We start from the raw sequence: 22345 nt of genomic DNA, 5'->3' as shown, positions 1-22345 counted from the left end.
TCAGGCGAGGTGTCGAACCGGCGAAGCGGACTGATTGATCCTGCCTTGTCGAGAGCGTGGCTCGAACTACCCTACTGGGCGACTAGAGTTGGGGCTGACAGAACCCTCGCGGGAATGCCGTCGGCCAAGCAGGGTCGCGACTGTCCGATCAAGCGCCGCACCTGCAATTCCGGCCGGCATGGCGGCAGGAAGCTCTAGCGATACGTCGCCCCAGTCCTCGCCCGCAGCCTCGGCAGGAGCGGTGCCAAGACAAGCCTGAAACCGGCTCACTTCTTCGCGGACACCGGGGATTGCATCGCCAAGTGGTCCATTAACGTCTTCTGCCCAGGCCTGATCCTGGCGCAGATCATTCTCACCTGATCGCCACCCCAGCCGTTGAGCCAGCTGGCTTGTGGCCTCACCAGATAGATCAAGGGCACCAAAGCCGACGCCCGGGACCGTCTCGATACCGAACAGCCAGAAGATGCGGGCAGCCGCGATGCCGGACCCCGGCGCTAGGAGCAACAAAACTGTCCCCTCCGTCCGCCGTGCAAGGATGAGAAGGTCGCCCTCGCGCGCCCGCTGCGCCGCCTCGTTTTCCGGGAAGTAGAGACGGTATTCAGACCGGGTCGGATGACGGGCCCGGGCGTCGTACCAGGTCAGCCAGCCGGTGTGGCTGACGAACTCGCCGTCGTCGGGCATCCAGACGAACTCGGTCGAGAGGCGCTGCGGCTGGTCTGGTCCAAACACCGACATCAGCACCTTCGAGCCATTAAACTCGTGCTGGTTCGAGCGGCCGACGTCCGTCTCTACTGCGGTCAGCCGCTTTACCACCACATGGGTGAACAGGCCGGTCACTGCGCCAGTGGTCATCGGAACACTCTCATCGACACGCTGCAGAGCTTCCCCCGAGGATCACCTTATCTCCGGTATCCTTACATTCAGCTCCGAGTAGGAATGGGTGCGCACGGCCTGCCAGCATTCTTCCTTCTTGGCCCACTCGGAGACCATCCGCGTGCCTGCGGTCTCCCATAGAATTGCATTGATCTCGGTGGCCCAGCGACTGATCTGTTGTTTCAGTTCGATTGAGACCGCCTGCTTTTGCCAGATTATGTCCAGAGAAAGCGACTTGCCGATACGGTCCGAGAGAAGAGCCACCGTATACACGGCAATGTTGGCCTGAAATGCGTTGTAGGGGCCGCTCCGGACGACCTCCTGAGCAGTCTTGAACAAGATGACTTGGGCGATGAGTCGCTTATAGCCGGCGACATCCGGAATGGGCGTCGTTCCATCCGTAACGTCCCTCATGAAGCGGTCAAAGTTCTTCTGGGACCCGAGTGCAACCAGATGCGGTAGGCCAGCCCAGGTATTTGCGTATTTTGCGAGGTCGGTCTTGGTGAGTTTGCGCTTGTTCGGGATTGTCTCCTTCAGGCGCGCAAGTCTAGCCGGAGTATTGCCTTCGCGCGCAAGCATCACGTTGTAGCTGCCGGCCGCCCGCTCATAGAACCAGCGGCTTACGCCGTCGGGACAGAATACGTCGCGGGACAGCTTTTCCATTTCAACATGCCAAGGCTTGTTGGCTGAAAGGTCAGAGACCTTCACTGCGTTCTGGCTATTGGCGAACCGCGAGATGTCGCTGACCAGCGCCTCCTCGCTGTCCGGATCATCTGACTTCAGGATGATAACCTTGGCCGGCACCCTGACCTTTGACAGGTCGATGTCCGGGTATTTGCGCTTGGAGAAGTAAATTGAGGCCGTGGTCTGGCCGCCGTTGACGATCTGCATGCCGCGCAGCCAGGAAATGCCGACCGAGCCGTCGCCAGCGCGGGAGAAACTGGCTTTGTCGGCGATCAGTACTATCCCGTTGTTGTAAGCCATAAAGCGGTCGGGGGCGTTGCGAAGCGTGTCCCGGATGCCCTGGTTCACCTTGCCCGTCTGGCTCAGGAAGGACCGGACGTTGGCCTCCAGAAGACGGGCACCGAACTTCTCGTAGATCAGCCTGAGAGCCGCACCCGGCACAGCCGTAAGCGCGTAATCGTATTCCTCGTTCTCACCGGGGACGAGGACGCAGGGCAGCGGCGACCCGCAGACTTCCTCGAAGTTGACCACCAGTTCGTCACGGGGTTTGCCCTCCGCCCAGTGACGGAACAGCCGTTCGATATCCATTACCTCAAGACGCACCGATCGGCCCGCCACCTCGCGCGGCTTGAAGCTCTTCGACTTCGCCTGGCGATCGGTCAGCACGAAGACCCGGATCTGATCCAGATTGTCATAGCAGTCCTGGATGGTCAGGATGAGCGGATAGGCGTCGTCGGACTGATCAATCGAGGTCGTCAGTTTCCCCATCGCAGCTGCCGACAGAAATTTGATGCACTGGTCAGCTGCAGCCTTGATCTCGGTTTCGGAGATGGCCTGAACTTCGTCAGTGCCCTGATAGCAGCTGACGAAGAGATCGAGCTCGTCGCCTTCGTCCGAGACGGCGTATCCGCTCAGGCGTAGATTGGCATTACCGAGCTTGCGCTCGATATGCAGGACCTGCGGGTCGAAGGTCATCCCGCTGTCCGACATATGGTTCATTACGATTTCGGTGAAGACCGCCTCAGCGTTCGCGTAAGCGCCGGCAACCATCTGGCCGCTGACCTGCTCATGGACGCTGGTTTGCGTCTGGGTGAGAAACTCGTCGAGCGTCATGGATCAGAACAACCTGTGCTGTGTGACTACGTCGCCAAGAGCGATGGCAGGAGTGGTGACCAGGTCGAGGTCGAGCTCATATTCAGCCGTCCGGATTTCGGCGCGGACCGCCGAGCGGGTCAGGCTTGGAAAATCATCGTCTACCGTGAACACGCGCGTGTTCACGGTGCCGAACCGGCGAACGTATTTGTCAGCCGCCGTGTCGAAATAGCCTGCAAGAAGCAGACTTCTTTCGAAAAGCGATGCTGTAAGGCCGCTTCCGGCCAGACGATCACGCAGATCGGTGACGAGTTCGGGTAAGGTCACACCATCGTCCTGCAGACTGAGCCTGACGGCCGCAACCATCACCGCCCTGCCCTGACCCGTGTCCAGTTGGTCAAGAGAGCTGATCCGGGCCGGAAATCCGTTGGCCGAAAGCGTGGCCTTCACCTCAAGCCCGCGATGTCCGACCATGAAATCCTGGACACTGCGCGCAGGTCCCTGCCATGCCGCAGCGACGTGGACAGGCGGGACATCAGCGTCAAGAAAATCCCGGAACACCAGAAGTTCGCCGAACAGACCTAGCTCCTTCTCACGGGAGAGGACGCCATCCCTCGGGCGTTGCATGAAATCCTGCCATGCTCGGATTCGGTCGAGCAGAGTTCCGAAAAGCCACTGTTCGGAGGCTGCCCCGGCGTCAGTCAGTGAAGCCGCGATATCGCTGGCCATGAGGGCGAACAGGTCGACACCCGCTTCGGGCCGACGGGTAATCGCAATCCAGCTTTCGTACCGCGCGGCCACGGGCTCGGCGAGAAGCGAGACGCTGAACCCTCTGGCTTCAGGCAACTCGTCGACACGCTGTGCCTGGCCGAGATTGAACCCGACCAGAAGAGTCTCCTGCACTAGAGGATAGGTGATACCGGCCCTGACCCGTGGGCGGTCAGCGCCCAGCGCGATGACCCGCAGGCCATCGCCAGTGTCACCGGCTGAAAGCGCTCGCCAGGCCAGCAATAGTTCGTCGGCGTCAGTCTGCACCGCCGTACTCCTGTTCCCACGCAACATTGTTCACCTTGTATTCGACCTTCACGCCCGAGCCGCTGGCCGGGAAGCTGATGCCAAAGGCCACGACTGGCGGCAGGTCGGCAGAGACATGGGATTTACCCGCTTCGGCAGGATCGAGGAGATAGACCAAAAGCAGGCCGCGCTCGGGATTTCCGGTGCGGGTCGCGCTGCCAGGGATGCCCTCCCCCCGCACCCGTCGAATAGCCGGCCCTGAGGGGTCGACGGGATCCCGACGCTCCTTCAGCCGTCCGGCATCGGCCTGCCACGCTTCGCGGGTCAACTTGAGAGCTGCCTGCCAAGCGTCGTCATCAAGGTCCAGCGCCTCATCGCGCGAGGACAAGAGGCGGCCGATCGAATATCGTCCAGGATTGTCGGCAGCCGTTCGCTTCAGCATGCTCACTTCCACGCCAGGCGTCACCTCATGGGTCTGCCCTTGGCCGCCGCCGATCAAGGCCACGCTCCAGGAAGTCAGCTCGCCATCCTGGGTCATCGAACTGATGAACTCGGCGAGCAGCCTGCTATCAACCTTATAGGCATCGGGGTGCGTCTTGTAGCGACCGAGGAAGTCGACCACCGCCTGCGCCGGCACATCGTTCCACAGGTGCCCCCTCCAAGACTGGGTGGCCCCTCCGCGTTGTCGGACGGGGTCAACTTCAGACTTCCCGAGCCCGGCCACCAGGCTCTTCGCGGCATCGAGATTGCGATTGAGAACAGCCGGCTCATTGAAAAGCGATACGGTTTCCACAAGCTGTCCGCTGAATGACAACCAGAGGCTCTTTGCTGACCGCATCTTCAGCCGCGAGGTAACCATCAGAACCGGATGCGACTGTACCTTGAGGCCGTATTCGCGGGGCGTAGCGCCGCTGGCGGCCATTAGGTCAAACTCCTCGCGAAGCTCCTCGGCGGCATCAGCAATATGCCCAAACCAGTCGGCCAGTTCGTCGGTCGTGTAGAGTCGGCAAAGGTCGATGTAGCCCGGCCGATAACCGAACCAGCGCCCCATCTGCATCAGCGTGTCGTACATCTTGGAGGCACGCAGGAAGTAGCTGGTGCAAAGCCCCTCTAGGGTCAGGCCCCGGGAAAGCTTGTCACCGCCGATAGCGATGACCTTAAGGCCCCGGCCTTCCTGATCAGCATAGTCCAGGGCGTCCTTCGCCGTGCCATTGATCATACGGACTTCAGTGTCGGCGACCACATTTGGCAACTCATCCAGTACAGACTGCCATGATGGAAGGGAGACGTCGTCGGCCAGGGTCGAAAAATGCTCACCTGCCTCAGCGCTCGTCAGGACGAAATCGGTTTCCCACAGGGTCCGCAACTTTGCCTCAGCTTCATCGTGATCGATGCGCCGATGAAGTCGCTGCTTAAGTTTACTGATGTAATCAACGACCTGCTGGTGGACGGCCATCTGGACAGCCGTGAACCGCGTCACGTGCACCAGCATCGACGCATGCTCGCCAGCCTGACCTCTCAGGTTCCTTACGGCGCAGGCCAGCAGAAATGAGTTTATCGCTGCCTCCAATGAAGATGGGATCTCACGCTTACCCAAAGTCAGTGGAACGTGCGTTTTGTTGTGCTTCTGTGGCATCCAGCCAGAGAGACCATCCGACGACATGTGGTCCTTGACCGCCCGGAAGAGCGGCAGGCCGCGTGAACGCCCATCTGCCCCCAACAGGCCAAAGACCTGCGCGGGACCAACGTAGTTCGAAGGTGCAGCCAGGTTGACGATGAAGGCCGCAGGAAACAGGTCTGGCCCTTCGGCGGCCGTCTCGCCCCGTTCATGGATGAAGATGTTGGCGAACGGCGTCGCCGTGTAGCCTACGTAAGCCGACCGATCGAAGGAATGGAGAATCTTCCGGGTCAGCCGATTGATGGCTGTGGGCTGGTGTTCGCTGTCAGGGATCCCGTCTTCGTCAAACACCTGCTCGCCGGTATCGACAGAAGCATGATCCGCCTCGTCGTCGATGAGCAGCAGCGGCAGACGGGTGACTAGCTTGCGGCCTGTCTGAGGATCATGGACGTCCGCAACGTGATTGTGGATCCAGGTAAGCAGCCTCTCGAGGACCGTCTTGTTCTTCTTGACCACAAACAACCAGGGTCGCTGTTCAGGGGAAATCCCAAGCGTGTTTGCGCGGGCGGTGCTGAAGTCACCCGTATTGGTACGATTGGTGACGTAATTTGGCCGGATCGACGGATCGCCATCAATCAAGCCGACGCCGATGGTTCTGCTCTCACTCGCCACCGGGCGGGTTTCGTAACCCAGGAATCCTTCATCGAGCCGCATTTGCGTCTGTGCACGGAGGTTGTTGTGAACGCCCGCGAGCACAATGATAATCTTGTAACCAGCGTCAGCAGCCTTCGTGATGAGGCCGGTGTAGTTTCCGGTCTTTCCTGACTGAACGTGCCCCACGACGAGGCCGCGCCGGTCCCAGGGCCCTGGGCGTTGAGGATCTTCCAGCAGTCCAAGGACCGTGTCGGTCGACTGATTAAGCGCTTCGACCGCCGTGTAGGACATTCGCCTTTCGAGAAGCTCGCGATATCGCTGCCAGTATCGCCAGTCTGACTTTCGGGACGCATTCAGCCAGGCCGAGTGCCCCACGTCGCTCTTGATGGTCGTGTCTGTCCCGATCCAGAGACTGAAACGTCGGACGAGCTCCGAGATTGCCGCGTCGCGATCCAGCCCGACGCTCCATTTCGGATTGAACTGCAGGACTTGATCGATCTTTGAGCCGATCAGCGCCGGACTTATTGTCGCCGGGTCTGCTTCCAACAGGAGTTCCTGGGCGAATTTGACCACCTTCTCATTGGACATCGCTTTACTCCTGAGGCCCGAGTTCAAGTTCGCCGACATATTCCGGATAAGCATCGAAGGGTTCGGTGCGGGCAAGTTGCTCGCGAGCCCGTTCCGGGGACAGACCTTTGCGCACCACCAAATTCCGGAACAAGGTCAGCAGAAGCTCGCGCACCTCTGCGGGCGGCGCGCCTGCAAATCCAGTTCTTGGTGTCTCGCGAGCCTCCGCCGTCTCCAGCCAGATCTGCTGTATTGGAACCGTTTCCTCGATGACCCGGATCATCGCCTTCACCTCCGGAGTTAGACTTCCGGCCTGTTCGAGGACACTGGCGATGGCTGGATGAGACTGATCGATCCGGTACCTGACCCCTCCGACGGCATGATCGACCGCCCAGGCCTGAATGGTTGGCGCGGCCTTACCGGACTTCTTGGGAGAGCCCCGATGGGCAAAGACCCGTCTCGCTCGCTCCCGTACATCTTCTGCGAACAATGTCAGGCGCTCTCGTGCTTCGGGCGGGGGGCGGGCGACGGACTTGCGAATATCGATTTTCCAATCCGCGTCGGCTGAGTTGGGAAGCTCGATCCGTATCCGGGCCAGTTTGAAAGCTTCGTCCTTGGCCCAGCCGCGGCCCCGGCCAAGACCCAGCCAGTTTCCGGCCAAAAGAAGACGCTTGTTCCGATAGACATAGAAGCCCTGCTGGGACGTCCAGCCATCCGGGCCAGCTGCACGCTCCCAGACTTTCGGCTCGACCCTGTCGCGATGTGGAAGCACAAATCCACGAACCGAGATGGTGTCACCATTCACCGTGAAACGCTCCTCGCGGGAACGCCAGGTCGATGTGTGATTTTCAAGAAAAGGGTCCCAGGGCGCTACAGGTCTTCCATTAATCCGGATGCTGATTGTCCGAGATTCAATGAACCTGTGGAACACCATGGCCAGGTGCTCTTCGACCCTATCGATCAGATTGAGGAAGTCCTGCTCCCGTCCCCCTTTGGGGGTGAGCCTGTCCATTACCTCCCACAGGACGACCGTGCCTTGAGGACACCCATCGAGACTCCGGAGCAGTGGTTCGGAACCCGGGGCCGCGCCTTCATAGAGGGACCATTCGCCACTGGTGCTGGCGGCGAGAAGGTCAAGATCCCAACGAAGGGTTGAAGTGACGCCTTCCTGCTTTGAAGCAACTGTAAGCCGCCGGCATTGGGAGAATGACGCTGTTTTTAGGCCGAGTCCGAAGCGCCCAAGATCTGCGGCCTCACGCTGATCCAGCGGACTACGCTCGCCAAGCCGCATCGCAAGGTCTAGCGCGGAGGGGGACATGCCGCGTCCGTTGTCCGTGATGACCAAGTGGCTGTCGGGCCCGTTCCAGCCAAAGGCCAGGTCGACAACAGAGGCACCAGCCGAGATGCTGTTATCGAGGATATCGGCGATCGCGGTCGGGGCTGAATAGCCAAGGCCTCGAAGCGCCTCGATCATCGAGCTCGCTCGTGGCGGCGCGTTTCGGGTCGCACCGATATGGTTCTTGTTCATGCTAGTCATCAAAGAAGCTGCGAAGGTTGCGGGAGCGCGAGGGGCGTTTCAGCGTTCTCAGCGCTTTGGCCTCAATCTGTCGGATGCGCTCTCGGGTGACCCCCAACTGATTTCCGACTTCCTCAAGGGTGCGATCGAAATCCAGGTCCATACCGAAGCGCAGCCGAACCACCCGTTCTTCTCTGGGGCTCAAGCTCAAAAGTATTCGGCTCGTCGTGGATTTCAGCTCTGATTGAATGGCCGAATCAATCGGTGACTTCGTGGCCCTGTCCTCAATCCGACGCGCGAGCCTACCCACAACCGGCGCTTCGAGGCTTATCGGTTCCTTGGCGGTCTTCAGAATTTTGCGGACGCCTTCAAGCGGCATAGACACCTTTGCAGACAGTTCTTCCGGAGTCGGTTCACGGCCGATCTCGTGCAGGATCTGGCGCCTCGCGCGGGTGACTTTGTTGATCGTCTCGAGCATATGCACAGGGATTCGGATTGTGCGCGCCTTGTCGGCGATAGAGCGCGAGATTGCCTGACGAACCCACCAGGTAGCATAGGTCTGGAAACGATAGCCTCTGGCCGAATCAAACCGCTCAATCGCCCGAATTAGCCCAAGGTTTCCTTCCTGAATAAGGTCTGCGAGGTCGAGCCCTCGCCCCAGGTACTTGCGTGCGAGCCTGGGAACGAACCGGAGATTGTCCTCAATCGCCCGCTGGCGGGTCTCGAGATAGATTTCTATAGCCGCTTTCAACCGGGCAACGTCAGCGTCGCCCGGTTCAGCGGCCGAAACCGACGCGTAGATGCCATTGAGTAGCCCCATCGGGATTTCCGCTTTGGCAAATTCCGCCAACGTTGATTCCAAATCAGCCGGGGCATTGTTAGTGATGACATCGAACAGCCCGCTCACCTCATCATGATGATCGCTCTGAAGAGTATCTGGGTCGTCGGCTTCCTCCGGATCATCCTCTCCAATGATCTGCATCGCGTTTGAACGCTCGCGAATGGAACTGAGCCAGAACGCCTGCGATACTGCCATTGCCGCTAGCAGCTGCTTCTTGGCTCTGAAGAAGGCTGCAAATGTCGCCTGTTCAGATTGTTTGGACGCAGCTGGAATTTTTGAAAGTTCCGCCTCGTAGGCGGCCGCTGCACCGACATCAGTAAGCAGAATGGCGGCAAGTTCGCCGGCTGCGGCCACTTCCTCGCGGCCAGCTTTTGTGATTGTCCCCGGAGACAACGCCCGAGCGACCGTGTCCCCGACCATGTCGGTCTCGAATTGCACGCCCATATCAGCAAGGATCAGCCTGAGGACATCGCGAGTCCGCCTAGGGCCAGCTGGCCACATGGCTTCGACGGCGTCGCTCGGCACTCGCCCGGATGCGATGGCGTTTTCGAGAAATTGAACTGCTTTTGGAGGAAGGTGGTCGGCACGGGTCGTCGCCGCTGCTCCCATCGGGAGCTCAAGGCTTACGTCAGACCATTCAGTGTCATCGTTCCGTGCTCCGCTACGCCCGAGGCTGCCCTGAACGGCAATCGCAGAGGTTAATGCGCTGTCATCACTTTGGGGCGCAGCGGCAACTACGTCGGGCTCCCAATTGCCTTCAAACTCAAAGTCGTCGCCTAACTCCGCCGTGAAATCTGGCCGGACCGGCTCAGGCCTGGCTGAGAGCGCCGCACCAAGGGTGCGATGACCAGCCTGATTTGCGATTTCAGCGGCGGTGTTTCCACCTGGGTCCCGCGCGCGAGGGTCCGCGCCTTCTGCCAGCAAGAGCAGGCAAACCTGATGACGCCCGGCAGATGCGGCCAGCATGAGCGGGGTTCGCCCCTTTTCGTCGCGGCCGTCTAGAGGGGCGCCACGCCGAATGTGCAGAAGCACCGTCGGCTCCGTCCCCTTCAGGACGGCCATCCGGAACAATGGAGGAAGCTCTGATGCTGAACTGGAACGCACGGACACGTCTGCCACTCAGCGAACAGCGGATGCAGGGAAGCTGCGAACCGTTGGCTCACGCGCCATTCCTTGATCGCAGCTGATCATCTCCACTCCGCCAGAGAGCCCAGAGCCCCATTAACGACAACCTGACATCACATCGACGTCAAAGCGACCGTAAAGATAGTCCACGACAAAACCGGACGTGCTAGTGGCGGTGGCCGCTAGATGTTTGCGCTGTGGTGTCAGCCTTGCGCCGAGCGTGCGGCGCTAGAGGGCCCCGTCAGTCTAACGCCAACACGTATCCACCAGCCGCAGTGCGAGCAGAGTCAGCCCGGTCTCAAGCCATGGAGGGATTACTACTAAGCCACGCGCACGATGGTGACGGCGGGAACAAAAAAGGAACAATTTGCCTTGCGGGCTGGGCAATTGCATGCCATCCCGTCTCTGAGATTCCCAGAGCTTCAGATTCGCAAGGACGACCCCCATGACTGAGCCCGAGAGCTTCGCCACTGTGTTCAGGCAGTCCGGGCTCACAGCGGACAGCGTGCAGGACGAGCTGGGCTACTCCTGGAAGCAGGTGTGCCGATATGTCGAGGGCGAAGCGCCCGTGCCCAAGCTTGTAATGGAACGCGTCATGACGCTGGCGAAGGCGCGGCTTGCCGCCAGGCCCCCGGCGCGGTTCCGATTCATTGACCTGTTCGCCGGCATTGGCGGTTTAAGGCTGGGCTTTGAGGCCATCGGCGGGCGATGCGTTTTTACCAGCGAATGGGACAAATGGTCGAACAAGACCTACAGCGCAAACTTTGTGGATGGTGACGACCACGTCATGGTAGGCGATATCCGCCCCTACGGCGACGACCCGTCCCTCATCCCGCAGCACGATGTGCTGCTTGCGGGATTTCCCTGTCAGCCGTTCTCCCTGGCTGGCGTCTCCAAAAAGAACTCTTTGGGCAGGGCCCATGGCTTTGACGATGCAAAGCAGGGAAACCTGTTCTTCTATATTCGCGACATTCTGGGGCATCACCGGCCGCCGGCCTTCATGCTGGAAAACGTCAAGCACCTGCAGCGACACGACGGAGGGAACACCTTCCGGGTCATACGTGAGACCCTGGAAAAAGAACTCGGCTACAAAATCGATTTCAGGGTTATCAGCTCGGAGCCTTGGGTCCCGCAGAAGCGCGAGCGCATTTTTATTGTCGGCTTCCGAGAGGACGTCGGCTTTAGTTTCGCCGGTTTCGACAGGATGATCCCCCACGAAAAAACTTGGCCTAAGCTGGGCTCAATCCTGCAGACGCATAACGAGGTGGACTCAAAATACACGCTCACGCCGAAGCTCTGGCAGTATCTACAAGGCTACCGTGCCAAACACGAAAAGGCGGGAAATGGCTTTGGCTACAGTATCTTCGGAAACGATGGAGTCACCCGCACGCTGTCGGCGCGCTACCACAAGGACGGATCGGAAATCCTCATTGAACAGCAGCCGCGTCCTCGCAGGCTAACGCCCATCGAATGCGCGCGCCTCATGGGCTTTGAATATGAGGTGGAAGAGGGCGGTCGCATGCGTCGTCGCGAGTGGAAGATCCCGGCGGGGGTGTCAGATACCCAGGCATATCGCCAGTTTGGCAATGCGGTGGCTGTTCCGGTGATCGAGGCGATCGCGCGATACATGGAGCCCAACCTCCTTGAGATGCTTGCGCGCGACAGCAGGTTGGGCGGGGGCAAGCGAAAAGCCGTTGGCTGATATTGTAACGCCGGAGGTCCGCAGTCGGATGATGGCCGGTATCGGACCCGCCAACACCCGCCCCGAAATGATTGTGCGCCGTGGGCTGCATGCCCTGGGCTATCGCTACCATCTACACGATCGCAGGCTTCCGGGACGTCCCGACCTTGTGTTTCCCGGACGCCGCGCTGTCATCTTCATACAGGGCTGCTTCTGGCATGGTCATGACTGCGGCCTGTTTCGCTGGCCAGCCACCAGGCCAGAGTTCTGGCGTACGAAAATATCGGGCAACATCACCCGCGACGCAAGGGTCAGATCACGGCTTGCCGCACTGGAGTGGCGGGTGCTCGACGTCTGGGAATGTAGCCTGAGGGGTCGTGAGCGCCTGCCGCCGGGGGAGGTGTTGGCGGCCTGCACGTCCTTCTTGGAGGGTTGCGAGACCTTCTCCAGCATCGGCGTTGATCGAACGGTTGTCGGGCCCGGGCTGGCCTGAGACCCGGTACCCAGCGAATGTCGACGGTTCTGGCTCCCGATAGTTCTCTGGTCTATCTAGACTGGACTGTCCTGGAGATCAGATGACATTTGAGACCGACCTCTTTGCGCCCGAAGATACCGGCGAAACCCTACTCATCGACCTGCTTTCCCGGTCACGGAAAGTGCTGGTCAAGAAGCTTTCTAACAATGACCGCGACTGGGCGCAGAAGGCGAATAAGCATCAGGCGGGCGTTTACATCCCCCCTGCCCAGCGCGACGAAGGCTTCTTCCCGGCTCTCGTGAGCCGCCATCGCGAGGATGAGACCGCAGAGATCCGAGAGGTGTATTTCCGGACCGAATGGCCGCAGGTCGGGGAAGAGAAGGCGACCCGCCTCGTGCACTACACGAGCAAGGGCGCTGAAACGCACATGACGGGTCTGCCAAAGGCGGCATTCGCAAAGCTTTCGCCAGCGTCCTGGTTGGTCATGACGCAGAAGCATGATGCGCCAGAGCCCACCTTCATCTGCCTGACCATCAGCTCTGATTCAGACGCTGCGGCCCTGCTGGTCGATGTGCTAGACCTTGCGTCTGACTTCGCGGTCGGTGTCCTCCACCCGGCTGCGATCTCGGCCCTCGAGCGTGATCGCATCATGGGATTTGCGGAGGAGGTCGCCAAAGCTTGGCTGGCCGATGATATCGCCAGCTTCGCCGCCGGTCGGGCGGCTATGCCCGCGACAGCCGAGCTTGCTTTGCTGGCACGCGGCAGGTTCTTGGAAGGCAAGGGGCTGGCCAGCCTTGATCCGTTCGGCATGGCAAGGCCGGGCGACGCCATTCGTGAAATCAGCCGTTCGATAGAATGGGACCTCTTCCGCGACTTCCAGCGGCGCGAGCGGGCAGTAGAGCTGGTACGCGCCGTCTTCGGCGATCAATCGGCCGACATGGACATGAGAACAGTGATCCGTCGTATGGTCGACGGCGTTTCCGAGATTGACCGAATTATGCTTTCCGCCAGCCAGCAACGAAAGTCTCGCGCCGGGTACTCGTTCGAGCATCAGATCGAGGCCATGCTTGAGGCGGGCAGCATTCCTTTCGTCAAGCAGGTAGTAATCGAAGCCAAAAAGCGCCCGGATTTTGTCCTGCCGTCGTTCGCCCATCTGCGGGGAGAGCTTGAGGGGCCGGCGCGGGGCCTGATCCTCAGTGCCAAGACGACCCTGCGCGAACGCTGGAAACAGGTGGAGCGGGAGATGGGCGCCAGCGACCTGTACCTGGCAACGGTCGATGAGACGATCGCCGCCAACGCCATCGAGGACATGGCGACGATGAACATCACACTCGTTGTCCCCGAGAGCCTGAAAACCTCGAAGGACACCGAGTATGTCCGCCACGACAACGTCATGGATTTTGCGACCTTCTTTGGTCGCGAACTGCGAGATGTCCGCATGCCGGCGTGGAACCTGTGTTGAAGGCGAGGGAGTGAGATAGATTGCCAAACAGGATTGGCCGACTGCCTAGGTAAGCAGGATATGAAACGCGTCCGGGGCGCGCGCCACCATCCCCCAGATACAGAGTAAGATCGAGCGCAGGCATCGGACACTGAAGAACCTCATCCAGCTTAAGAACTACTACCTCCCCTGCGCCCCTGGGGCCCAGATCGACATCTTCATCGAGCACCACAACCACGCCAGATATCACGAGAGTTTGGAGCATGAGACGCCGGCTGATGCCTGCTTCGGCAGGGCCGCCGACATCGTCGAACATCGCCGCCTTTTGCACCGCAGAATCGCACTCGGAGTTCACCCAAGATGAGGCCCTCCCTCCGCTAAATCTGCAGTCCGGCCGTCCCAAACTTCTGCCGGGATTAGCCCATTTGTGGGCTCAAATGTGGGTACAGAAATCTTCCTTGAGATCAAAATATTGATTTAACAAGATTTTTTATGTTATAATGGCGGAAACCTTCTCCGCCAGCCCCCCCCCCACTAAAAGATCATCAGCAGCAGTCTGGCTCCTACGCGCGCGGCGTCGCCGCATGGCGCTGTGATGCCGGCTTGGTCCGTCGTCAGGACCGCACCAGACAGGTCACGGCGCTCGCCCCCTGTCTGGCGAGCGTGTCTGGCGCACAGGAGGCCCCAATAGCGTTAGCGCGCGTCTCCGCGCTCGACGTCGTCGATCAGCGCCTCGTCCGCAGACTGTTCGCCCGCGATGGACAGACGCGTCTTGGCGACGCTCAGAACGGCTGCGCCGATGAGGGCGGCGCTGAGCGAACCGACCAGGACGCCGACCTTCACTTCATTCTGGAGCGCGGCGTCGCGGAAGGCCAACAACCCGATGAAGAGGCTCATGGTGAAGCCGATGCCGCACAGCAGGCTGACGCCGTAGAGCTGAAGCCAGGAGGCCGCCACCGGCAGGCGCGCGACGCCCAGCCGGATCGCGAGCCACGCCGCACCGAAGACGCCGATTTGCTTTCCGAAGAACAGGCCGAGGGCCACGCCGAGCGTGACGGGTTCGGTCAGCACCGACGGGGTCATGCCGGCGAACGAAACGCCCGCATTGGCGAAGCCGAAGACCGGCACGACCAGGAACGCCACCCACGGCGATAGCGCATGCTCCAAACGGTGCAGCGGGGACGTCACGTCGTCCGGCGCGGCCTTCGACGCGTGTAGAGGGATCGTCAACGCCAAAACCACGCCTGCGATCGTTGCGTGGACGCCGGACATCAGGACCAGCCACCACAGCGCGACGCCCATTACGAGGTAAGGCGCGAGCCGCTTCACCCTCAGGCGATTGAAGCCGATCAGGACAACGGTCACGATCCCCGCGCCCGCGAGAGCGGCGGTGTTGAGCTCGGCCGTGTAGAAGACAGCGATGATCAGGACCGCCACCAGATCGTCGACAATGGCCAGCGTCGCGAGAAAGATCTTCAAGCTCGTAGGAACGCGCGAGCCCAACAGCGAGAGAACCCCCAAGGCGAAAGCGATGTCCGTCGCCGTGGGGATCGCCCAACCGCGAAGCGTTTCGGGGCTGCCGGCGTTCAGACCCGCATAGATCAGGCCAGGAACGATCACGCCGCCGGCGGCGGCGACGCAAGGCAGCGCGCGGTTCGCCCAAGTCGAGAGCTGACCGTCCAGGAACTCCCGCTTGATCTCCAGGCCGACAAACAGAAAGAAGATCGCCATCAGCCCGTCATTGATCCAGTGCAGCAGATCAAGTCCGGCGAACGGGACGTGCAGGGCGTGAAAATAGCCATCCGCCAAGGGCGAGTTGGCGACGAAGAGGGCAAGGACGGCGCAGGCCATCAGGAGCACGCCGCCGGCGGCGCCGCTCTCCAGGAGTTCTCTCAGAACAGACGGCTTACGGATGCGTTGCAGCATGGCGCAGGTCTCCACGCTGGCGGCCCGACCAACGGAAAACCTGATCGACCAACAGGATCGACCACCCAGGCTTGCCTATCGCATCAAGGAAAACGCTGAACAAGCCTCCATGACGATATTTGGCGCTGCAAGCCAAGTGACTTGCCTAAGCGCCGGGGGCCTCGGTCAAACGGCGCATCGCCAGACAAACGCGCTCGGCCTCAGGACCCAAGACTACATGCACGGACCGCTCGCCTACGCGAACGACACCTCGAACGCCCGCGCCCCGCAGGCAGGCTTCATCCACGACCGCCGCGTCGTGGACAACGACCCGCACACGGCTGGAACAAGCGCTGACCTCGCGCAAGTTGGCCGCGCCGCCCAACGCTACGACGAGCGCCAGAGCCCTTTGCTTCTCGGCGAGGGAGGACTGCCCAGCGGGCGGAGCCTCAGAGCCCGACGGCGCGCGTGCGGCGAACACTGGCGCTCCAACCGCAGCGCCGATCATCGCGGCGCGGATCTCGCCGGCGACTGTATCGGCGATGGGCCCGAGGACGACCTGCAGGGCCTTGTCGGAGGGTTTCACGACGCCCCGGGCGCCTAAGGCTTTCAGAACAGGCTCGTTGACCGCGCCTTGGTCCGCCACGATCAGGCGCAACCGAGTGGTGCAGGCGTCGACGCTGATGAGATTGGCCGCCCCCCCGAGCGCGGCAAGAAAGTCGGCGCCGCGTCCGCCGCCGGTGGTCACCGCCTCGACAGGCGGCGTCTCTTCAACTTCGCGGCCGGGCGTCTTCAGATCAAATCGGAGAATCGCAAACCGGAAAACGCCGTAGTAGATCGCGCCATAGGCCAGCCCCACCGGGATCAGCAGGAGCGGCCGCGTGGCCTTGTTGAAGTTCAGCACATAGTCGAACAGGCCCGCCGAGAACCCGAAGCCCAGCTTGATGTCCAACATGTTCATCAAGGCCATCGAAAGCCCCGTCAGCAGCGCGTGGATGGCGAAGAGCACTGGCGCCAAGAACATGAAGGTGAACTCGATCGGCTCGGTCACGCCTGTGAGGAACGAGGTCAGGGCCAGCGACCCCAACATCCCCGCCACCGCCTTGCGACGCTCCGGACGGGCCGCGTGCAGCATGGCCAGGCACGCCGCCGGCAGGCCGAACATCATCACCGGGAAGAAGCCGCTCATGAACGCGCCAGCGGTCTTGTCGCCAGCGGCGAAGCGGTTGAGGTCGCCGGTGACACCGTTGAAGTCGCCCAGGATGAACCAGACCACGTTGTTGAGGATGTGGTGCAGACCCGTGACGATCAGCAGGCGATTGAGCAGGCCATAGACGACGAGGCCGAAGTTCCCGGACGCGGTGACGAGGTTGCTGAGGCCGTCGACGCCCGCCTCCAGCGCGCTCCAGAACGAGCCAAACAGCAGGGCCAGCACGACGCCGGCGAGGCCCGCGACGATCGGTACGAACCGGCGACCGCCGAAGAAGGCCAGATATTCCGGAAGCTTGATCGTGCTGTAGCGGTTGTAGAGCCAGCCGCTGATCACGCCCGAGAGGATGCCTACAGGGATCGAGAGCTTGCCGATCTCCTTGGCCTTCCAGGCCGCGACCGCCAGATCCCTGGCGCCCTCAACCGCCCTGGCCGCGACCTCCGGCGGGGCGACCAGCACCGCCTCGACACCCTTGGTGGCGATCACATAGCAGACGACGCCGGCTAGGCCGGCGGCGCCATGGTTCTCGCGCGCCAGCCCAACCGCTACGCCGATAGCGAAGATCAGGCCCAGGCTCCCGAAGATCGCCCCGCCCGCCGCCCCGAAGGTGTTGGCGACCGTCAGAGACACGCCGTGGGTCATCGCCGCCAGGGCGGGCGCGCCCAGCAGGTCCGGCTGACCGATGCGCAGGAGCAGCGCCGCAACGGGCAGCACCGCGATCGGCAGCATGAGGGCGCGACCGAGCGGCTGCAGGACTTCAAGCGGAGACTTCATCGGTTCAGGCTCCGTGGGGCGCATTCAGATGACGGTGAGCGAGCGTACGAACCGCCTCAGGGGAGGCCTGCTCCAGCGCCAGGGCCGCAAGGGCGCGGCAGTCCTCCAGCGAAAGCGTCCGCACGCGAGCCTTCACTTCCGGCGCGATCGCGGCCGTGCTCGACAGCTCGGTGACGCCCAGGCCCAAGAGGATCGCCGTGGCGTCCAGGTCTGACGCCAGACCGCCGCAAACTCCGACCCAGCGTTGATGCTTGGCCGCACCCTTGCAGGTCAGGTCGATCATGCGCAGCACCGCCGGGTGCAACGCGTCGATCCCGGCGGCCAGCTCCGGATTGCCCCGGTCCATGGCCAGAACATACTGGGTCAGGTCGTTGGTGCCCACCGACAGGAAGTCGGCCTCGGCCGCCAGCAGGTCGGCCGTGACAGCTGCGGCCGGGGTTTCGATCATGACCCCTAGCTCCACGCGATCGGTGATCCCAAGCTCGCGCTTGGCCTCCTCCAGCACCGCGCGCACGGCGCGCAGTTCGTCCAGGCTCGCCACCATCGGCGCCATGATCTTGCACTGTCCGAAAGGCGCGACGCGCAGGATCGCGCGCAGCTGGGTCTTCAAAAGGTGGGGCCGCCACAGGCTGACCCGCACGCCCCGCAGGCCCAGGGCCGGGTTCTCCTCGGCCGGGATCGGCAGATAGGGCGCGGCCTTGTCGCCGCCGACATCCAGCGTGCGGATGATCAGCGGCCGGCCGTCCAGAGCGTCGGCGATGGCCTGATACTGACGGGCCTGCTCGTCCTCGTCCGGCGGCGTGTCGCGGTCGAGGAACAGGAACTCGGTGCGCAGAAGGCCCGAACCCTCCGCGCCGTTGGCGACCGCCGCCTGGGCGTCGGCGACTGAACCGGTGTTGGCGAACACCTCGATGCGGACCCCGTCGCGCGTGACCGCAGGCTGATGCGCCGCGGCCTTGGCGGCGGCCTTGCGTTCCTGGCGCTGGGCCAGACCGGTCTGCGCGGCCTCAAGCGCCTTGGCGTCGGGGGCCACGTGCAAGGTCGCAGCGTCGGCGTCGAGGATCAGAGTCGCGCCGTCCTTGACCTTCGACAGCGCGCCGCCCAGGGCGACCAGGGCCGGTATGCCCATGGCTGCGGCCAGGATCGACACGTGCGACGTCGGACCGCCACGCGCAGTGGCGAAACCGGCGACAGCGGCGGGATCGACGCTCATCAACTGCGAGGGCAACAACTCGTCAGCCAGCAGGATCGAGCCCGGCGCCAGAGCGGCGTCCGCCTCCTCCTCGCCGCTGAGGGCGCGCAGGACCTGGCGCTCCAGATCGATCAGGTCATCGACCCGTTCGGCCATACGCCGATCACCCAGGGCCCGAAGCGCTTCGACATAGCCGCCCACGGCCTGGCGCCAGGCGAAGCCCGCGCTCTTGCCCTCGGCGATCAGCCGGCGGGCGCCGGCGGCCAGTTCGGGGTCGTCGAGGAAGGCGTGGTGCGCCGCCAAGATCGCCTTGCGAGCCTTGTCGCCCATCTGGGCGGCCTTGGCGATCCTCGCGCGAACCTTTTCCAGCGCGCCCGCCAGCGCCGCCTCTTCCTGAGCGAAGCCCTCGCCGGCCTCGCGCACCACGATCTCGGCGGCCGCCAGGCGCACCGCCTTGCCGATCGCCAGCCCCGGCGCCGCCAGGACGCCCTTGAGCACGCCGTCGCGCGGCAAATCGGCGGGCGCGGGCGGCTCGACCGGCAAGGGGGCTGACGCCGCCGGCGCCTTGGCGGTCAGCGGCGCGCCCTCGCCCATCCCGCTTTCGATCAACTCGGCCAGGGCCGCCAGCGCCGCCAGAGCATCTGGGCCGGAAGCCTTTAGTTGGACCACGTCGCCATGGCGGACGGCCAGCGACATCAATCCGACCGGACTCCTGGCGTTGGCGCGTCGCGCGCCGATCACCAGCGTGGTCTCGGCGGTAAAGGTCCTGGCCGCCTCGGCGATCCGCGCGGCCGGTCGAGCGTGGATTCCGTGAGCCAGGGGCACGACGACATCGCGCGTAGCGTCTTCGCCCGAGCCCGCCGCAGCGGCCACGGCGCCGCCAACCGGCGACAACTCCATCAGGAAGGCGCCGGCCGCGACCTCGCGGTCCTGGTCGCGACGCACGATCTGGAACGCCTCCAGATTGGTGATCACCACCGGGGTGATCAGGCTGCGGGCGCGTTGGGCCAGGAGGTCGAGATCGAAGCCGATCAGCCGGTCGCCCGCCTTCACCGTCTGGCCGTCCCGGACAAAGACTTCGAAACCCTCGCCGTTGAGGGCGACGGTCTCCAGGCCGATATGCATCAGGATTTCAGCGCCGTTGCCCGCCCGCAGCGTCACCGCATGACGCGCCCGGTGCACCGAGACCACCACCCCGTCGCACGGCGCATGCAGCACCGACCCCAGCGGATCAATCGCCAGCCCGTCGCCCAACATCCGCTCGGCGAATACGGCGTCCGGCGCTTCTTCAAGCGGCGCAATCCAGCCCCTCAAGGGGGCGTTGAGGACGAGGTTGGACACGATCTACGCTTCCTCGAAACTAGTGCGCAGGCTTTAGGGTCACGCGCTCGATCACCCAGAAGGGATCAAGGCTCTTGGACGTGAAGGTCAGACACAGATCGACCTTCTCGGCGCGCGCCGGCAGACGGCCGGCGATGGTCGAAAGGCCGGCATTACGCGCGGCGTCGCCGAGCGGGATGGCGGCGATCTTTTCGCCCGTGCACCCCACACGCACCTCCAGCTCGCCGCCTGGCGTGGCCGGCGGACGCAGCGAGATCTTGTCGCGATCCTTGCCGACCTGGAAGTTGAACGGGATCTGGGTGACGCGGGCGCTGAGCAGCGCGCCCTTGTCGAGACGCGCGCCTTCCCAGATCCAGCAGGGATTGAAGATATCGACGACCATCATCGGGCGCAGGTCGAGCGGGGCGGGCGCGTCGTCGATCATGGTCAGCGGCACCTGCTGGGTGCAGAGCTTGAGCTGGCCGCTGGTGCGCGTCTGCAGAAGATCCGCCGATATCGTCCACGACCGCTCGCGCCCCAGCGGGCGCCCCTCGACAAAGGTCCGCGCCTTGAGCACTGCGCCGGTCGGCAACGCGATCGGACCAGCATAGGTCTGAGCGGCCTGTGTCGGCGCCTTGCCATCCAGGGTGTAGCGGATTTGACCAAGGTCCAAGCTGGTCGAAAGCGCCACCCGCGTCTTGCCGTCCTCAGCCTCAGAGAACGCCGGCTGGGGCTCAAAAGGAACCGGATTAGCCGCCACGCCGAGGATCTTCAGCCGGGCCATCTCGGCGGGAAGGCGCTTGGCGAAAGCATCCCAGCTGGCGTTGGCCTCCGACGACCATGCGCGCTCGGCCAGCGCCACCGCGCGTGGGAAGGCCATCAACTGCATGCGCTGATCGGTCTGCATGTGCTCAGTCCAGACATTGGCCTGGACGCCGAGAATGTGCTTGCGCTCGTCGGGCGTCAGCTGCGCCGGCGCGGGATCGAAGGCGTAGACGTCTTTCAGGCTGGAGATACGCCCGCGTCCCGTCGGCTCCTCGGCCGACGCGCTCTGGCGGTGATCGAGATAGAGCACCGGGTGGGGCGACAGCACCGTGTCGTGCCCCTGCTTGGCGGCGGCGATGGCGCCGTTGATACCACGCCAGGACATGACGGTGGCGTTGGGCGCGAGGCCGCCTTCGAGGATCTCGTCCCAGCCGATCAGACGGCGACCACGCTTCTCGAGGGTCTTTCCGACGCGCTGGATGAACCAGCTCTGCAGATCATGCTCGTCCTTGAGGCCGAGCTCTTTGATCTTGGCCTGAATCTTCGCGCTGGCCTTCCACTGGTCCTTGATCGCCTCGTCGCCGCCGACGTGGATAAAGGTCGACGGGAAGATATCCATCACCTCGTTGAGGACGTCGTCGAGGAAGGCGAAGGTGGCGTCGTCAGTGTTGTAGAGCCAAGGGAAAATCCCCCAATCGCCCATCTTGCTGGCGTCCGGCGGCGCGGTTCCCAGCTCAGGATAGGCGACGATCGGCGCCAGGGCGTGGCCCGGCGTCTCGATCTCCGGCACGACGGTGATGTTGCGAGCTGCGGCGTAGGCGACCAGTTCCCGGGCCTGGTCCTGCGTGTAGAAGCCACCGTACTTGGGGTAGTTCACCGCCGCGCCGGGATCGCGACGCCAGGCGGCGACCTGCGTGAGCTTTGGATACTTCTTGATCTCCAGCCGCCAGCCCTGGTCGTCGACCAGATGCCAGTGGAAGGTGTTGAGCTTGTGCGCGGCCATCGCGTCGATCACCGCCTTCAGCGTTTCGAGCGACTGGTAGTGGCGGGCGCTGTCGATCATCAGCCCGCGCCAGGCGAAGCGCGGGGCGTCTTCGATGGCTGCGGCGGGAAGAGCGACAGGGCCCTTGGCGTCATCCGGGGTGGCCAACTGCCAGAGCGAGATCGCGCCATAGAACAGGCCCGCGCGCTTGGAGGCTGCGATCGTGACGCCTTGGGGAGAGACGTCGAGTTTGTAAGCCTCTCCCGTGGGCCCCTCGCGCTTAAAGACTATCGCGCCGGCGACCGGAGCCCCTTCAACCACTATGGGCCGAAAGCCACGTGACCGTTGGATCAGGTCAGCGAGTTGCAGCGCGACACGCCTGGCCTCGATATCGCCCGTGGCGACGTAGATACGGGTGGCGGCGGAGAGGGTGAAGCTCCCCTCGGCCTCGACGACCTTGGCCGGTGCGGGCGTGATCGTGAGCGTGCTGGCGAAAGCGCCGGTCGCAAACGCAGCGGTTAGCGCGCACGCCGAAACAGCGACGAAACGGAGCGGGGTCAAGGTCACGCAGCCTCGCAGGGAAGGTGGTGGACAGCCGGCAAAAAGCGGGCGGGAC

At 62.8% G+C, this 22345-nt stretch carries 13 protein-coding genes and 1 pseudogene; 4 read left to right on the top strand and 10 right to left on the bottom strand.

Features of this window, described 5'->3' with window-relative positions; genetic code table 11:
* Positions 1 to 66: 66 nt before the first annotated feature.
* Genes ACT53N_RS11805 through ACT53N_RS11780 form a run of 6 tightly spaced genes read right to left on the bottom strand, consistent with a single transcriptional unit; the run spans position 67 to position 9921 of the window.
* Positions 67 to 852, bottom strand: a complete 786-nt coding sequence (locus tag ACT53N_RS11805) for a hypothetical protein (protein WP_476064066.1) — start codon at positions 850 to 852, stop codon at positions 67 to 69.
* A gap of 42 nt (positions 853 to 894) precedes the next feature.
* Positions 895 to 2670 carry an AIPR family protein gene (locus ACT53N_RS11800; protein WP_476064065.1) on the bottom strand — a complete coding sequence of 592 codons (1776 nt, stop codon included), beginning with the start codon at positions 2668 to 2670 and terminating at the stop codon, positions 895 to 897.
* 3 nt (positions 2671 to 2673) lie between these two features.
* Entirely contained in the window at positions 2674 to 3684 is a 1011-nt protein-coding gene (locus tag ACT53N_RS11795; protein WP_476064064.1) for a PD-(D/E)XK motif protein, read from the bottom strand.
* Positions 3674 to 6523, bottom strand: a complete 2850-nt coding sequence (locus ACT53N_RS11790) for a Z1 domain-containing protein (RefSeq protein ID WP_476064063.1) — start codon at positions 6521 to 6523, stop codon at positions 3674 to 3676. Before ACT53N_RS11790 ends, ACT53N_RS11795 begins: the two co-directional genes overlap by 11 nt.
* 4 nt (positions 6524 to 6527) lie before the next feature.
* A complete protein-coding gene (locus tag ACT53N_RS11785) occupies positions 6528 to 8030 on the bottom strand; it encodes an ATP-binding protein (RefSeq protein WP_476064062.1) in 1503 nt (500 codons plus the stop codon).
* 1 nt (position 8031) lies between these two features.
* On the bottom strand, positions 8032 to 9921 hold the full coding sequence (locus ACT53N_RS11780) for a sigma-70 family RNA polymerase sigma factor (protein ID WP_476064240.1): 1890 nt from the start codon (positions 9919 to 9921) through the stop codon (positions 8032 to 8034).
* A 508-nt stretch (positions 9922 to 10429) separates the two neighbouring features.
* On the opposite strand from ACT53N_RS11780, the gene dcm reads away from it, so the two are divergent.
* From dcm to ACT53N_RS11760, 4 genes and pseudogenes are all read left to right on the top strand, one after another.
* Positions 10430 to 11686, top strand: coding sequence for a DNA (cytosine-5-)-methyltransferase (gene dcm, locus ACT53N_RS11775; RefSeq protein WP_476064061.1), 1257 nt, complete (start codon positions 10430 to 10432; stop codon positions 11684 to 11686).
* A gap of 28 nt (positions 11687 to 11714) precedes the next feature.
* Entirely contained in the window at positions 11715 to 12158 is a 444-nt protein-coding gene (locus ACT53N_RS11770) for a very short patch repair endonuclease (protein ID WP_476064060.1), read from the top strand.
* A gap of 82 nt (positions 12159 to 12240) precedes the next feature.
* Complete coding sequence (locus ACT53N_RS11765) at positions 12241 to 13602, top strand: type II restriction endonuclease (protein ID WP_476064059.1); 1362 nt, start codon at positions 12241 to 12243, stop codon at positions 13600 to 13602.
* A gap of 33 nt (positions 13603 to 13635) precedes the next feature.
* Positions 13636 to 13945 (top strand): annotated as a pseudogene (locus ACT53N_RS11760) (IS3 family transposase); the annotation flags it as partial.
* Positions 13946 to 14274: 329 nt separating this feature from the next.
* Here the strand turns inward: ACT53N_RS11760 and nhaA are convergent.
* The 4 genes from nhaA to ACT53N_RS11740 form a co-directional block, all read right to left on the bottom strand.
* The gene (gene nhaA / locus ACT53N_RS11755; RefSeq protein WP_476064058.1) at positions 14275 to 15507 is read right to left on the bottom strand and encodes a Na+/H+ antiporter NhaA; all 1233 of its coding nucleotides are present in this window, start codon (positions 15505 to 15507) and stop codon (positions 14275 to 14277) included.
* Positions 15508 to 15652: 145 nt separating this feature from the next.
* Positions 15653 to 17470, bottom strand: a complete 1818-nt coding sequence (nagE, locus tag ACT53N_RS11750; protein ID WP_476064057.1) for an N-acetylglucosamine-specific PTS transporter subunit IIBC — start codon at positions 17468 to 17470, stop codon at positions 15653 to 15655.
* Between the two features lie 4 nt (positions 17471 to 17474).
* Positions 17475 to 20006 (bottom strand): phosphoenolpyruvate--protein phosphotransferase, encoded by a 2532-nt coding sequence (gene ptsP, locus ACT53N_RS11745; protein WP_476064239.1) that lies wholly within the window; start codon positions 20004 to 20006, stop codon positions 17475 to 17477.
* A 16-nt stretch (positions 20007 to 20022) separates the two neighbouring features.
* A complete protein-coding gene (locus ACT53N_RS11740) occupies positions 20023 to 22296 on the bottom strand; it encodes a beta-N-acetylhexosaminidase (RefSeq protein ID WP_476064056.1) in 2274 nt (757 codons plus the stop codon).
* Positions 22297 to 22345 lie beyond the last annotated feature (49 nt).

It is taken from the genome of Caulobacter sp. DMC95 (assembly GCF_056313785.1).
This window is presented reverse-complemented; position numbering and strand designations above follow the sequence as displayed.

What these genes read in the sequence shown, in the direction of transcription:
- ACT53N_RS11805 (WP_476064066.1), bottom strand. Translation starts at nt 852, where the DNA reads ATGACCACTGGCGCAGTGACCGGCCTGTTCACCCATGTGGTGGTAAAG.
- ACT53N_RS11800 (WP_476064065.1), bottom strand. Translation starts at nt 2,670, where the DNA reads ATGACGCTCGACGAGTTTCTCACCCAGACGCAAACCAGCGTCCATGAG.
- ACT53N_RS11790 (WP_476064063.1), bottom strand. Translation starts at nt 6,523, where the DNA reads ATGTCCAATGAGAAGGTGGTCAAATTCGCCCAGGAACTCCTGTTGGAA.
- ACT53N_RS11785 (WP_476064062.1), bottom strand. Translation starts at nt 8,030, where the DNA reads ATGAACAAGAACCATATCGGTGCGACCCGAAACGCGCCGCCACGAGCG.
- ACT53N_RS11780 (WP_476064240.1), bottom strand. Translation starts at nt 9,921, where the DNA reads ATGGCCGTCCTGAAGGGGACGGAGCCGACGGTGCTTCTGCACATTCGG.
- dcm (WP_476064061.1), top strand. Translation starts at nt 10,430, where the DNA reads ATGACTGAGCCCGAGAGCTTCGCCACTGTGTTCAGGCAGTCCGGGCTC.
- ACT53N_RS11770 (WP_476064060.1), top strand. Translation starts at nt 11,715, where the DNA reads ATGATGGCCGGTATCGGACCCGCCAACACCCGCCCCGAAATGATTGTG.
- ACT53N_RS11765 (WP_476064059.1), top strand. Translation starts at nt 12,241, where the DNA reads ATGACATTTGAGACCGACCTCTTTGCGCCCGAAGATACCGGCGAAACC.
- nhaA (WP_476064058.1), bottom strand. Translation starts at nt 15,507, where the DNA reads ATGCTGCAACGCATCCGTAAGCCGTCTGTTCTGAGAGAACTCCTGGAG.
- nagE (WP_476064057.1), bottom strand. Translation starts at nt 17,470, where the DNA reads ATGAAGTCTCCGCTTGAAGTCCTGCAGCCGCTCGGTCGCGCCCTCATG.